The sequence below is a fragment of the Pseudomonas sp. AO-1 genome, from assembly GCF_019775695.1.
GTDB classification, from domain to species: domain Bacteria; phylum Pseudomonadota; class Gammaproteobacteria; order Pseudomonadales; family Pseudomonadaceae; genus Aquipseudomonas; species Aquipseudomonas parakoreensis.
Window position 1 is genome coordinate 1492908 of record NZ_CP079947.1, and the last position, 14180, is coordinate 1507087.

The 14180-nt window shown below is 61.1% G+C and carries 11 protein-coding genes; 5 read left to right on the forward strand and 6 right to left on the reverse strand.

What is annotated here, in order from left to right; all coding sequences use genetic code 11:
* The first annotated feature begins 5 nt into the window (after positions 1 to 5).
* Positions 6 to 1331, forward strand: coding sequence for an APC family permease (locus KVQ82_RS06950; RefSeq protein WP_108183689.1), 1326 nt, complete (start codon positions 6 to 8; stop codon positions 1329 to 1331).
* A gap of 6 nt (positions 1332 to 1337) precedes the next feature.
* Here the strand turns inward: KVQ82_RS06950 and KVQ82_RS06955 are convergent, their stop codons facing one another.
* The 5 genes from KVQ82_RS06955 to KVQ82_RS06975 are packed head-to-tail and all read right to left on the reverse strand — an operon-like array spanning position 1338 to position 9672.
* The gene (locus tag KVQ82_RS06955) at positions 1338 to 2741 is read right to left on the reverse strand and encodes an ATP-binding protein (RefSeq protein WP_222018491.1); all 1404 of its coding nucleotides are present in this window, start codon (positions 2739 to 2741) and stop codon (positions 1338 to 1340) included.
* On the reverse strand, positions 2738 to 4552 hold the full coding sequence (locus tag KVQ82_RS06960) for a DAHL domain-containing protein (RefSeq protein WP_041068308.1): 1815 nt from the start codon (positions 4550 to 4552) through the stop codon (positions 2738 to 2740). Before KVQ82_RS06960 ends, KVQ82_RS06955 begins: the two co-directional genes overlap by 4 nt.
* Entirely contained in the window at positions 4549 to 5502 is a 954-nt protein-coding gene (locus KVQ82_RS06965; RefSeq protein ID WP_041068310.1) for a cytochrome-c peroxidase, read from the reverse strand. The genes KVQ82_RS06960 and KVQ82_RS06965 overlap by 4 nt, the downstream gene beginning before the upstream one ends.
* Positions 5503 to 5545: 43 nt before the next feature.
* Positions 5546 to 7417, reverse strand: a complete 1872-nt coding sequence (locus tag KVQ82_RS06970) for a bifunctional diguanylate cyclase/phosphodiesterase (protein WP_222018492.1) — start codon at positions 7415 to 7417, stop codon at positions 5546 to 5548.
* Positions 7417 to 9672 carry an EAL domain-containing protein gene (locus KVQ82_RS06975; RefSeq protein WP_222018493.1) on the reverse strand — a complete coding sequence of 752 codons (2256 nt, stop codon included), beginning with the start codon at positions 9670 to 9672 and terminating at the stop codon, positions 7417 to 7419. The genes KVQ82_RS06970 and KVQ82_RS06975 overlap by 1 nt, the downstream gene beginning before the upstream one ends.
* 249 nt (positions 9673 to 9921) lie before the next feature.
* Between KVQ82_RS06975 and KVQ82_RS06980 the strand changes: the two genes are divergently transcribed.
* The 4 genes from KVQ82_RS06980 (at position 9922) to KVQ82_RS06995 (ending at position 12948) form a co-directional block, all read left to right on the forward strand.
* Positions 9922 to 11283, forward strand: a complete 1362-nt coding sequence (locus tag KVQ82_RS06980; protein WP_222018494.1) for an HD domain-containing phosphohydrolase — start codon at positions 9922 to 9924, stop codon at positions 11281 to 11283.
* A 67-nt stretch (positions 11284 to 11350) separates the two neighbouring features.
* Positions 11351 to 11785, forward strand: a complete 435-nt coding sequence (locus KVQ82_RS06985; RefSeq protein WP_041068318.1) for an NUDIX domain-containing protein — start codon at positions 11351 to 11353, stop codon at positions 11783 to 11785.
* A 24-nt stretch (positions 11786 to 11809) separates the two neighbouring features.
* Positions 11810 to 12448, forward strand: coding sequence for a LysE family translocator (locus KVQ82_RS06990; protein ID WP_041068320.1), 639 nt, complete (start codon positions 11810 to 11812; stop codon positions 12446 to 12448).
* A gap of 2 nt (positions 12449 to 12450) precedes the next feature.
* Entirely contained in the window at positions 12451 to 12948 is a 498-nt protein-coding gene (locus KVQ82_RS06995; RefSeq protein ID WP_222018495.1) for a GNAT family N-acetyltransferase, read from the forward strand.
* A 217-nt stretch (positions 12949 to 13165) separates the two neighbouring features.
* On the opposite strand, the gene metR is transcribed toward KVQ82_RS06995, so the two are convergent.
* Positions 13166 to 14083, reverse strand: a complete 918-nt coding sequence (gene metR / locus KVQ82_RS07000) for a transcriptional regulator MetR (protein ID WP_222018496.1) — start codon at positions 14081 to 14083, stop codon at positions 13166 to 13168.
* Positions 14084 to 14180 lie beyond the last annotated feature (97 nt).

The following is a 14180-nucleotide window of genomic DNA, read 5'->3' on the forward strand; positions in this document are numbered from 1 at the left end:
CGCCCATGGCTCGTTTGCAACGCACCCTGTCATTAGGGTCGGTGGTGCTGTTCGGCATCGCCTACATGACGCCGATCATTGTCCTCGGCACCTTTGGCATCCTCGCGCAATCCACCGCCGGCATGGTCCCGGCAGCGTACCTGGCAGCACTGGTGGCGATGTTCTTCACCGCCATGAGTTACGGGCGCATGGCCGCCGCGTTCCCGGTTGCCGGTTCCGCCTACAGCTACGTGCGCAAGGCGATCAGCCCCAGGCTCGGCTTCATCGCCGGTTGGGCGGTGTTGCTCGATTACCTGTTTCTGCCGATGGCGATCTGGCTGATCGGCGCGGCGTACCTTGCTTCGGCATTCCCGTCGATCCCGCAGTGGATCTGGGTACTGGCGTTCATCGGCATCACCAGCGCGATCAACATCGTTGGCCTGAAACTGGCCAACGGCATCAACGCCTTGCTGATGCTGGTGCAATTTCTGGTGCTGATCGCCTTCGTCGCGCTGTGTGTGCACTACGTCGGCGGTGATGCGCGCACGCCGTTGTGGTCGATCAAACCGTTCTTCAACGGTGACATGCAAATGCCGCTGATCATGAGCGGCGCGGCGATTGCCTGTTATTCGTTCCTCGGCTTCGACGCGGTCAGTACGCTGACCGAAGAAACCCGCGACCCACGCCGCACCATTCCACGGGCGATCATGTTGATCACCTTGATCGGCGGGCTGATCTTCGTCGGCGTGTCGTACTTCGTGCAGATCGCCCACCCGTCGTTCCAGTTCGACAGCGTCGACTCGGCGGCCTATGAAATCGCACGCAACATCGGCGGCGACCTGTTCGTCTCGATCTTCCTCATCGGCCTGATCGTCGGCCAGTTCGCTTCGGGGCTGTCGGCCCAGGCCAGCGGTTCGCGCTTGCTGTTTGCCATGGGGCGCGATGGCGTGTTGCCCAAGTCGTTTTTCGGTACCTTGCATGCGCGCTTCGGCACGCCGGTCAACAGCATCCTGCTGTGTGCGGTCGTGGCATTGCTGGCGCTGAAACTCGATGTGACCACCTCAACCTCGTTCATCAACTTCGGTGCGTTCCTGGCGTTCAGCCTGGTCAACCTGTCGGTGATTTTTCATTACTGGATCGGAGGCGAGAAAAAAGGCCCGCGTGAGCTGGTGCTGTTTCTGGTCTTCCCGTTCATCGGGCTGCTGGCGGACGTGTGGCTGATGGTCAGCCTTGATCATCTGGCGGTGTATCTGGGCTTGAGCTGGCTGGCGATTGGCGTGGTGTATCTGGCGGTGCTCACTGGCGGCTTTCGGCGGCAGCCGCCGGAGATGGATTTTCAGGAAGCGACCTGAGGCGCCTCAGGCCGCGGGCCGCCTCTGACGCATCGGCAACTCGACGCGGAAGGTCGTGCCCACGCCCGGTTCGCTGCGGACCGAAATGTCACCACCGTGTTTTTTGACAATGCCGTAGGACAGGGACAGGCCCAGCCCGGTGCCCTGGCCAACCGGTTTGGTGGTGAAAAACGGATCGAAGATTTTCTGCAGGATGTCCGGCGCAATCCCGGCGCCGGTGTCCTCGACTTCCACCCAGGCCGTGTCCTGCTGTTGCCCGATGCGCAAGGTGATGGTGCCGCGCTCGGGGCCCATGGCCTGAGCCGCGTTGACCACCAGGTTCATGATCACCTGATTGATTTGTGACGGCAGGCACTCGATGTCCGGCAGCGGCTGATACTCCTTGATCAGGTCAGCCTTGTACTTGAGTTCGCTGGCGACAATATTCAGGGTCGACTCGATGCCTTGCTGCAGATTCGCCCACTGCCATTGCTGATGGGTATCGACCCGGGAGAAATCCTTCAGATCCTTGACGATCTGTCCGACCCGGCCAATGCCTTCCTTGGATTCGCGGATCAGTACCGGAATGTCTTCGAGCAGAAAATCCAGATCGGCGTCTTTGCGCAACTGCTCAAGCCGGGCCACGGATTCGCTGTCTGGCGTGGCGCCCAGCGTTTGCCAGGCATCGAGTACGCTGAGCAACTGATTGAAGTAGCCGTCAAGGGTGCCGAGGTTGGAGGAGATGAAACCGATCGGGTTGTTGATTTCATGGGCCACACCAGCCGCCATTTGCCCCAGTGAAGCGAGCTTTTCCGACTGCACCAGCTGACTTTCCAGTTGCTTGCGTTCATCGATTTCGCGCTGCAGAGCTTCGCTGGCCTGCTTGAACTGGGCGGTGCGCTGATCGACCAGATGTTCCAGGTGATGCATCTGCAAGGAAGCGCGTTCGGTCATCTGCCATTTGGTCAGCAGGGTGTTGGCCATTTGTTGCACTTCAATGTTGTCGAACGGCTTTTTCAGAATCAGTAATCGGTCATGCGCCTGCAGCCGTTCGAGCAGTTCATCCCAGGAGTAATCCGAGTAGGCCGTGCAGACCACCACCTGCAACAGCGGATCCTGTTGCCAAAGGTGTTCGATGGTTTTCGCGCCGTCCCAGCCGTCGGGCATGCGCATGTCGACGAAAGCCAGTGCGTAGGGGCGTTGTTCGTGCAAGGCCTGCATCAGTTTGCCCAGGCCTTCCTCGCCGCCGTAGGCCGAGTCCAGCTCGAACGGCGGACGTTCGGCACGCACCTGTGCACCAAACAACGCCGCCTCCATCTCGTCGAGTTCCACTGACTGCGCCGCCGGTGGCGCGAGAATCTTGCGGAAGTCTTCATGAATCGACGGCATGTCGTCGATCAGCAGAATACGGCGGTTCGACAGCTCGCTCATGCGTTCTCCGTGACGCTGATCAGGGGAATCTGCAAGGTGAACAGCGCACCTTTGCCCGGTCCGTCGCTGTGCGCGGTGAGGTGCCCGTTCATCTCGATGGCCGCCAGGGCGCAGCTGTGCAGGCCGAAGCCGTGGCCTTCCTTGCGGGTAGTGAAACCGTGGGCAAAGATCCGCGTCATGTTTTCCGGCGCAATGCCTTCGCCATCGTCCTTGACGCTGATTTCGAGGAAGCTGTCATCGACGATTTTTACCGCCAGCGTCATGGTGCGAGGGCGGTTGCTGAGGTCGGACATGGCGTATTTGGCGTTGCTGATGAGGTTGATCAGGATCAGCAGCAAACGGTGTTTATCGCCCATCACCTGCGGCACCTCGGCGTACTCCCTGACCACCGTGACGTGGTGTCGGGTCAGCGCTCCGGCGTTCATGCGCAAGGCGTCTTCGAGCAATTCATTGATGAACAGCGGTTCAGTCATGCTGTTGGCGCCGGCATAGGACTGCTGGGTGGCGACGATGTCCTTGATGTGATCGACGCTTTTGTTCATCTGGTTCAGTTCGTCGACCATTTCCTGCTGTTCCTGGGCAATCGCACCCACCAGCTGATTGAGGTAACCGGGAAGCAATTTGCCCTTGGGGTCTTCGCACAGAAAGGCGCCGAGGTCATGCGGGTGTTCGTTGATCAACTGCATGGCCTTGCCCAGGCCCTGGGTCTTGCTGTTGCGCAGCTTGCGCGTGATCAGGTCGCTGGAGATGTTCACGCTGTTGAGCACGTTGCCGACGTTGTGCAGCACGTTGGTGGCGATTTCCGCCATGCCGGCCTGACGCGCCGCGTCGAGCAGTTCGCTCTGGGCGTCCCTGAGTTCGCGGGTGCGTTCCTCGACCCGTTGCTCCAGGGCATCGTTGGCCGTTTGCAGGGCCGTGTTGACCCGATTGATCTCGGCGAAACTGCCGATCAGGCGGATCGCCAGCCACACCAGCGAGAGCATCAGCAACACCGAAAACAGTAGCAGGTAGAAGTGGTATTGGCGGTCGACCCGATCGGCGCGCTGTTGATCGCGATCGAGCAGAGTGGTGAGGGTATCCAGGCGCTCGGCCACGGGAATGTTTTCGATGCTTTCGAGCAACTGATTGACCAGCGGCTGCTCGCGCGCGATCAGGCTGATGTGGTTGCTCATGATTTTGATCGGGGTTTCAAACGCCGGCGGCAGCCGTTGCGCATTGACCTTCAGTTTGTTCAGGCCGACCTCGATGTCGGCGGCCCTGTCGTCGGAAGTGACCTGGGCGAACTCCAGGGCACTGAGCAGCAGGTCGTAAGTGTCGGTGGTGATGTTTTGCAGCTGTAATTTATCCAGGTCCGACAGGTTGGCGAGTTGCTCCTGAATGTCGTCTTCGGCGGTGGGCAAAAAGGCCAGGGAATTGCGCAACAGTGCGTTGTGCGATTTGAACTGTTCGACCAGGCGGATCTTCTCCTGCATCGCCTGCAGAAAACCCTCGTGGGCGTCGTTCCATTGCGCCGAGTCGTTGCGGCCATGCCTGGCCTCGATCGCGTCGAAGCGCGCCCAGAGTCGGTTCATCTCGGTCATGGGTGACACCAGCGGATCGTAATTGTGGGTGAGCGCCACTCGCGCCTTGAGGATCTCGTTTTCCCACAGCGAATTCTGCTGTTTGATCTGCCGGATCAGATCCCGCGACTCGGTATAGGTCATGGTCTGGTCGGAGCTGGACTTGAAGTACAGAAACAGCAGAATCGACGCCAGCACCAGAGCGACCAGCGTGAGCAACAGCAGACTGCGCCGACGGGAGATGTTGATCATGGCTTGCCTTCCCTTTGGCCGGTCAGGGTCTCGAGAAATAGAATGATCAGCCGTTTGTCCTCTTCGGTCGGCGTGCGTCCCAACTGATACTGGAACATCACATCCACCGCCTTTTCGAGGGTGTCCGCCGAGCCGTCGTGAAAGTAGGGCGCGGTCAGCGCGACGTTGCGCAGGCTCGGCACTTTGAAAAATTCACGATCCGCTTCGTCCCGGGTGACGTTGAAGCGGCCTTGATCAGCCACGGTCGGGTTGCCGCGATCGGCAATGTAATCGCCGAACACGCCAAACTTCTGGAACATGTTGCCGCCGATGTTCACCCCTTGATGGCAGGCGATGCAGCCGTATTCCTTGAAGCGCTGGTAACCGTACTTTTCCTCGAGGGTGAGGATGTCGGTGTTGCCCAGCAGGTATTGATCGAAGCGCGAACCGGGCGTCAGCAAAGTACGTTCGAAACTGGCCAGCGCCTGCTGGACATTGGCCTGGGTCACGCCGTCCGGGTAGGTGGCGGCAAAATCGCGACGGTAGTCGGGGTCGTTCGAGATCCGCTCGATAACGGTGCGCCAGTCGCTGCCCATTTCATGGGGACTGGTGATGACGACGTTGCTTTGTTCCTCCAGCGTTTCGACACGGCCGTCCCAGAACTGGCGGAAATTGAGGGCGGCGTTGAACACGGTCGGCGTGTTGACCGCCACCGGTTTACCGTCGAAGCCCAGCGACAGGGCGCGGCTGTCGGCACCGTTCTTGTCCAGTTGGTGGCAGCTGGCACAGGACAGCGTGTTGTTGATCGATAACCGTGGTTCATGGAACAGGCGCCGACCCAGTTCCACGCGGCGGACGTCCTGCTGCGGCACCGCGGGCAACGGTTTGAGCGGCTCGTCCAGCGGCTCGGCACTGGCCCCGGCGCAGAGCCCGCACAGCAACAACACGATGGCGTGGTGGAAAAGACTCATCGGCAATCGTCTCCCTGACTCAGGGCCGTTTTCAGCGTGTTGATCAAATCGTCCACGGCATGGCTTCGGTGCCGGCCAGCAAGCGCGCAAACGCATCTGCCGGCAGGGCCTTGCTGAAAAAGTAGCCCTGACCTTCCTCGCAGTGATGCGCCTTGAGAAAGGCCAGTTGTTCGGCGGTTTCAATACCCTCGGCAATGACGTTCAGCCCCAGACTCTTGCCCAGATGGATGATGGCGCTCACCAGTGCGGCATCGTTGGGGTCGTTGCACAGGTTGCGAATGAACGACTGGTCGATCTTCAGCACATCGATGGGAAACCGCCGCAGGTAACTCAGGCTGGAATAGCCGGTGCCGAAGTCATCGATGGCCAGGCGCGTGCCCAGCGTTGTCAGGCGCTTGAGCGCGGTCATCGTCGCCTCGACGTTTTGCATCAGCACGCCTTCGGTGATTTCCAGCTCCAGGCAGTCCGGGGCCAGGCCCGTCTGCTCAAGCACGCGCTCGATGCCGGCGACGAAGTCACGCTGGCGAAAATCGATCGGCGAAGTGTTGACCGACATGCGGATCGGCGGCAGTCCGGCGACTTGCCAGTCGCGGGTCTGACGGCAGGCCTCAGCCAGCACCCATTTGCTCAGCGGCACGATCAGACCGCTGTCCTCGGCCACCGGGATGAAGTCCGACGGATAGACCCAGCCGTGTCCCGGTTTCTGCCAGCGTATCAGGGCTTCGGCACCGACCACTGTGGCCGTGCGCAGGTCGATTTTCGGTTGGTAGTGCAAGACGAATTCGTGCTCATGCAGCGCGCGGCGGATGCCCGACTCGATGCTGTGCTGTTCCCGGGCGTGCTGGTTCATGGCTTCGATGAAGAAGCCAATGCTGTCAGGGCCGTGCTCCTTGACGTTGCGCATCGCCGTCTCGGCTTTCTTGATCAACTCGATGGCTTCGAGGCCATCTTCGGGATAGACGCTGATGCCAACGCTGGCGGTGACGCTGACGTCATGCCCGGCAATCGCTTGCGGCAGGCGAATGGCGGCCAGGAGTTTTTCCGCGAGGCCGTGGGTTTGCTGGGGATGGTTGATGTCGCCAAGGATCACCACGAACTCGTCCGAGCCATAACGAAACACCGAGTCGGAATCACGTACGCAGGACAGCAGTTGCCGGGCGACCCGTTTGAGCATCTCGTCGCCCGCCGGATGGCCCAGTGCATTGTTGATGCGCTTGAAGCGATCCAGACCGAGGAACATCACCACCAGTTGCTTGTCATGGCGCCGGCATACGGCGACGGCCTGGCTCAGGCGATCGCCCAGCAGGGTGCTGTTGGGCAGCTCCGTGAGGCTGTCGTATTGCAGCAGATGCGAGACTTTGAGCAATTCGTGCACCCGCGCCTCGATGGTCTGCTCAAGGCTGAGCATTTTCAGGGCCGCGTCCTGCGCCAGCTGCCATTTCCAGGTCAGCGCGTTGGCCATCTGGCGGATTTCCAGGCTGTCGAACGGTTTTTTCAGGATCAGCAACTGGTCGCCGAACTCCAGCCGTTCGGCCATCGCCTCCCAGCTGTAGTCGCTGTACGCGGTGCACAAGGCAATCTGCAGGTTCGGATCGACCCGCCATAATTGTTCGATGGTTTCCAGGCCATCCCAGCCGGGCGGCATGCGCATGTCGATGAAGGCGAGGGCATACGGGTTGCCGCTGACCAGCGATTGTTTGACCAGAGCCAGAGCTTCCTGGCCCTGATAAGCGGAGTCGAGCTGGAAGCTCAGGTGCGGCGTCTGCTGGGTGCCGAACAGCGTCTGTTCCAGTTGATTCAGATCGACGGCGTCCTGAACCTGTGGGGCAAGGATCTTGCGAAAGTCGTCATGAATCGCCGGCGTGTCGTCGATGATCAGGATGCGCCGGTTGGTCTGGGGGAACGGCGTTTTCATCACTCGTCCTCCTTCGGTGCCGGGTGAGCACTGTCCTTGAGCAATCGCCCGGCCTGTTCGGCGCTGACCGCCGCGCTGAAATACAGCCCGCGCGCGCTGGGCAGCGGGGCTGCGGCAGGTGGCGCGCACGGCTGATCCGGCGACGGCTGGCCTTCAGCGATGATGCCGATGTCCAGGTCCCGGGCGAAGTTGACGATGGCGCGCAAGGCGTTGGCACCGGCCACATCGTGAGCGGCATTGTCGATGACGCTCTGGGCCAGTTTGAGCTGATTGACCCGGTAGGTTTTCAGGTAATCGAACGAGGAATATTCGGTGCCGAAATCATCGATGGCGATGGTCACGCCCAGTTCACGCAGGCGCGGCAACGCGTCGTTGTGCGTCCACTTGGTCTGGGCCAGCGTGGCCTCGGTGACGTCGAACCGCAGGTCCCAAGGGGCGAGCTCCCAGCGGGCGGTGGTGCGCAGCACGGTGTAGATCAGTTCCGGGCCGCTTTTGAGTTGCGCCAGGGAAATCTTGATCGCCATCACGGGCGGCGCCACCCCTTGATTACGCCACAGATGCATCTGATGGCAGGCGTGATCCAGCACCCAGCGTCCGAGCGGAATGATTGCGCCGGTTTTCTCCGCGATCGGCACAAAGTCCGCTGCCGGCAGCAGGCCGCGCCGGGGATGCTGCCAGAGGACTTGTGCCTCCATGCCCAGAATCCTGCCGCTGTGCAGATCAACTTCCGGCGCGTAATGCAGCCGCAGTTGATTGCCTTCAAGGGCGGTCATCAATTCGCTGACCAGGGTCATGCGCTCGGCCACTTCCCGAGAAATCTCCTCGGAGTGGAAGTGATACTGGTTGCGGCCCATTTCCTTGGCGCGGTACAGCGCCATGTCGGCCTGCCCGAGCAGGCTGTCGGCGTCGAGACTGAGCTCGCTGTAACTGCTGATGCCAATGCTCACCGAAATGTGCAGTGCATTGCCGGCCAGGTTATACGGCGCCAGCAACGCGTCGCGGATGTTGGCGGCCATCGCCGCCGACTGGGTCGGGTCACTGACGTCCAGTTGCAGGATCGCGAATTCATCGCCACCCAGACGCGCCACCACGTCGCTTTCGCGGACACCGGACTTGATGCGCCGGGCGACCTCCTGCAGCAGCAGATCGCCAACCGGGTGACCGAGGGTGTCATTGATCCGCTTGAAGTGGTCCAGATCCAGGTAAAACACCGCAAACGGCATCGCGCCGCGTCGCGCAGCGGCAAACGCCTGGTGCAGGCGTTCGATCAGTGTGGCGCGATTGGCCAGGCCCGTCAGGCCATCGGAGCGGGCGAGCAAGGCCAGTTTGTCCTCGGCCTGGCGACGTTCAGTGATGTCGAGGATGATGCCTTCGACTTCCAGCAGACGGCCGTCCTGATCGCGTACCGGGATGTAGCGGTTCTCCACCCAGCGCCAGGTGCCCTGGCCGGTGCGCATGCGGAATTCGATGGACGCGCCCGACGCATGCCGATCCAGTACCCGGGCCATTGCCGCGTCGACGCTGGCCTGATCGTCCGGGTGAATCAGGACCTTCGCCCAGTCGGGTGAACCCACCAGGTCGGCGGCGACATGGCCGTAGCGGGTGATGTTGTGAGAGATGTACATCAGCGCGAACGAGGGCTCGCCACGCAAGCGGTAAAGGATGGTCGGACTGTTCTGCACGATCACGTTGGCGTCCGACAGCTCCCGGGTCCGCTCCTGCACTGCGTGCTCCAGCAGGCTCATTTTCAGCTCGGCGTCTTCGGTCATTTGCCATTTGACCGTGAGGGCGCTGGCCATCTGCCGAATCTCGATCGCGTCGAAAGGCTTTTTCAGAATCAGGAGCCGGTCGTTCAGTGCCAGGCGTTGGTCGATGTCTTCCCAGGAGTAGTCGGAATAGGCCGTGCACAGTGCGACTTGCAGTTTGGGGTCGACTTGCCACAGCCGTTCGATGGTCTCCAGGCCATCCCAGCCTGGCGGCATGCGCATGTCGATGAAGGCCATGGCGTAGGGGCGGTTTTCAGCCAGCGCGGCTTCGAGTTTTTCCAGGGCTTCCTGGCCCTGAAAGGCCGAATCCAGCTCGAAGTGTGGGGTGTGCCGAATAGACGGGGTGCCGAACAACAGGTTCTCGGTTTCGCCCAGGCCATCGTCGCCGGGAACGACGGGGCTGAGAATCTTGGCAAAGTCGTCATGGATCGCCGGACTGTCGTCGACAATGAGCACGCGGCGATTGATCGGCGCGGTGGGCGGGTTCATGCCGCGCCCTCCTCGGGAAGGCGTGCTGTGATCATCCGGGGCATCCTTTTCCCTCGCCATTGCCTGTTTTGTAAGCCGATGGAGTTCTTTGCCGTGTACAGCATAGTCGGCCCCTCGGTACTGCGCTGGCCGCGCCGGACGAAGATTTACGTGAATGCACTGAAAAATCATCTAGCCTTGGACTCAGGCGCGGGCCAGTGGGGCGGTCGGTCGGTGTGTCGTTAACTCTGTTTCGCGTGAGGCCATGCCATGCAAGAGCAATCCGCGCCGATGCCGTCGCATCGCCCCACGGTGCTGCTGGTCGATGATGAGGAATCGATCCTCAACAGCCTGCGCCGCCTGTTGCGGGGGCAACCTTATGACGTCCTGTTGGCGACCAGCGGTGCCCAGGCGCTGGAGAAACTGGAGCAGCAGCCCGTGGATCTGGTGATGAGCGATGCGCGCATGCCGAACATGGATGGCGCCTCGTTACTGGCGCATGTCCGCCAACGCTATCCGGCGACCGTGCGCATCATGCTCACCGGTTATGCCGACCCTTCGGCCATCATCAAGGCGATCAACGACGGGCAGATTCATCGCTACATCAGCAAACCGTGGAATGACGAGGAGTTGCTGCTGATCCTGCGCCAAGCGCTCGACCATCAGCATTCCGAGCAGGAGCGTCAGCGTCTGGAGCGCCTGACCCAGGTGCAGAACGATCAGCTCAAACTGCTCAACAGCACCCTGGAAAAGCATGTCGCGGCGCGTACCGCCGAACTGCAGCAGACCGCCGACATGCTCGATCTGGCGTACGAAGAACTCAAACACAGTTACGTCACCGGCACCGAAGTGTTTTCGCTGCTGGCCAATCTGCGTCTGCCGCCTGCCAAGCAGACCAATCGGCAGATCATCGAACTGGTGCGCAGCTACTGCAAACAGCATGCTCTGGACGAGGCCACCAGCCGCGATCTGACCATGGCCGCCGCGCTGTACAACATCGGCAAACTGAGCTGGACCGACGGCATGATGACCACGCCTTCGGATCTGCTGCGTCACACCGATCGCGAGCGTTATCGCAGCTATCCGAAGCAGAGCGAATCGCTGCTGATGACGCTGGACCCGATGAAGGACGCGGCCCGCCTGATCCTGCATCACCAGGAACGCTGGGACGGCAGCGGCTTTCCCGACCGGCTCAAGGGCGAGGCCATTCCGTTCGGTTCGCGCCTGCTGAAACTGGCCGTGGATTTCGTCGAGTTGCAGCGCGGCCTGATCCTCGAACGGCATTTGAACAGCGACGAAGCGCTGCTGTACCTGCGGCAGTACGCCGGTCGCTTGTACGATCCTGATCTGGTGGAGGATTTCATTCAGGTGTGCGCGGCATTTCTGGGCGACATCACCCTGGCCGACCCGACGGTCAAGGTCCTGACCACCCGGGACCTGGCGGCGGGGATGATTCTGGCGCGCAATCTCAATGCCGATAACGGCATGTTGCTGCTCAACGCCGGCAAAGTGCTCAGCGCGCTGTTGGTGGAAAAGCTGATTGCCTTTGAAGCCATGGAGGGCGGCAAGTACCAGATTTTCGTCAAGCTGCCGGAGGCGGATGAAACTGCGCTCAAGGCGTTGGGAGAGTGACCTGTGAGGTGACGTGATCAGCCCGGGCATGGGATCCTTGCGCTTTTTCCAGGCCGGTGGCTGACCCATGACCTCTGCATCCGTTGTCGCTCCAAACCTCATTCGTATTGCCGCTGCGCTGTTGCTCAACCCTCAAGGCCAGACCCTGCTGGTGCGCAAGCGTGGCACCACGGCGTTCATGCAACCGGGCGGCAAGATCGAGGCGCATGAGTTGCCAGTGCACGCGCTGGCCCGCGAGCTGGAAGAAGAGCTGGGGCTGACGATCGATCCGGCGCAGGCGTCTTTTCTCGGCCAGTTCTCGGCGCCCGCCGCCAACGAGCCGGGGTTTGTGGTGCAGGCGGAGATTTTTCAACTGACCATCGATGCCGATGTGACGCCCGCTGCCGAAATCGAGGAAGTAATCTGGATCGATCCGGTCAGTGATCCTGCTGTCGTTCTGGCGCCATTGACACGCGACCTGATCCTGCCGTTTTATCGCCACTCGCTGACCGCGATCGCCTGATCCCCCACGCACAGGATGTCCACCATGATCCCGCTTCAAGACCTGTTGATCTTCGCCGCCGCCGCGTTGTTGATGGTACTGACGCCGGGGCCGAACATGATTTACCTGATCTCGCGTTCGATCTGTCAGGGACGCAAGGCCGGGGTTACGTCGTTGCTCGGTGTGGTGGGTGGTTTCTTCGTGCACATGTTTGCTGCGGCTGCCGGTTTGAGCGCGGTGTTTCTGGCGGTGCCGATGGCCTACGAGGTACTGAAGTGGGCCGGTGCGCTGTATTTGCTGTGGCTGGCCTGGCAAGCGCTCAAACCCGGTGCGCGTTCACCGTTCGAGGCACAGCAATTGCCCCCGGACTCGTCGCGCAAATTGATCACCATGGGCTTTCTCACCAGTGCGTTGAACCCGAAGATTGCGGTGTTCTACCTCTCGGTGTTTCCACAATTCATCAGCCCCGAACACGGCTCGGTATTCACCCAGAGCATCCTCCTCGGCCTGACTCAGATCAGCGTCAGTTTCAGCGTCAATCTGCTGATCGCGCTGTTCGCGGCAGGCATTGCTTCCTGGTTCGTGCGCAACCCGACATGGCTGGCGCTGCAGCGTTACTTCATGGGGTTTGTACTCGCTGGTCTGGCGGTGCGCCTGATGCTTGAACAACGCAGGACCGCCTGAGCATGTGGATCGAACGCCTCGACGCCAGCCATGCGCTGGCTTACCGCGAGCTGATGCTCGAAGCCTACGACCGCCATCCGCAGGCGTTCACCTCCAGCGTGCGCGAGCGCGCGGTGATGCCGCTGAGCTGGTGGGAAGCGCGGCTGACCAGCAAGCTGGATGTGGTGCTCGGTGCGTTCGAGGCAGGCACACTGGCCGGCATCGTCGGCCTGGCGTTCGAACCGCGAGAGAAGGCCCGCCACAAGTCGACCTTGTTCGGCCTGTACGTCTCAGCCGATTTTCGCCAGCACGGCCTGGGCCATCAGTTGGTCGAGGCTGCCATCGCTGAAGCCCAAACCCACCCCGAACTGAAAGTCATCCAGCTCACCGTCACCGCCGGCAACGACGCCGCGTTCAACCTGTACCAGCGTTGCGGCTTCATCCAGTTCGGCCTTGAGCCATTGGCGGTGCGGGTGGGTGAAGACTACTTCGACAAGATTCACATGTGGCGACAACTCTGATCGTCCCCCTAAATGAGAGGTTTTTGTGGCGAGGGGATTTATCCCCGATGGGCGGCGAAGCAGCCCCAAATCCTACAAACGCGGGCTATCTGAAACACCGAGTGCACAGGTCTCAGGGCTGCTGCGCAGCCCATCGGGGATAAATCCCCTCACCACAATGAATCTTTTTGTCTCGCAAATGCTCTCGGTTTACCGTCAGTCATGAGGCACCTTGGTGTCAGCGAACCGCGCTAACCCCATCCAGTGTCGAGAACGAGGTGTCCTTGGCGGTCAGCAGGAAATCGCGCATGTACGGCGCATCGAGCATGTCGGCGCGGATCGCCGCGTACAGCGTGGCAAACAGACCTTTTTCGCCCAGGCGCTTGGCTTTTACATAGCCGCGCGAGCTGTATTCGTGCAGTGCCCAGTGCGGCATGCCGCACACGCCACGGCCGCTGGCGACCAGTTGCATCATCATCACCGACAGCTCAGAGGTGCGAACCTGCGCCGGTTCGATGTCGGCCGGTTCGAGGAAGCGGGTGAAGATGTCCAGCCGGTCGCGCTCCACCGGGTAGGTGATCAGCGTTTCAGTCAGCAGGTCCTCGGGGACGATGTACGGTTTGTTCGCCAGTGGATGCTGGTTCGCCACTGCGAGCATCGCTTCGTAAGTGAACAGCGGCACGTAGGTGATGCCGGCGATGTCCAGCGGATCGGAAGTCACCACCAGATCCAGGTCACCGCGGGCCAGCGCCGGCAGCGGGGCAAAGGCGAAACCCGAGGCGAGGTCGAGTTCGACTTCCGGCCAGGCGTCACGGAACTGGTCGATGGTCGGCATCAGCCACTGGAAACAGCTGTGACATTCGATCGCCATGTGCAGGCGTCCAGCGGTACCGCCGGCCAGACGACTGATGTCGCGCTCGGCGGCGCGCAACAGCGGCAGGGTCGCGTCGGCCAGTTGCAACAGGCGCAGGCCGGCGCTGGTGAAGCGCACCGGTTTGGTCTTGCGCACGAACAACGGCATGCCCATGCGCTCCTCCAGTTCCTTGAACTGGTGCGACAGCGCCGATTGGGTCAGGTGCAGACGGTCGGCGGCATCGACCAGACTGTCGGCCTCGCGCAGGGCATGCAGGGTTTTCAAATGACGGATTTCAAGCACGGCTGGCCCCATGAGGAAAACTTGTGACAAATTCGAAGGCGGTGAGTTTGTCTCATGTTGACAGTGCTGTCGACCACTCGAGCAGAAGCGGGGCATC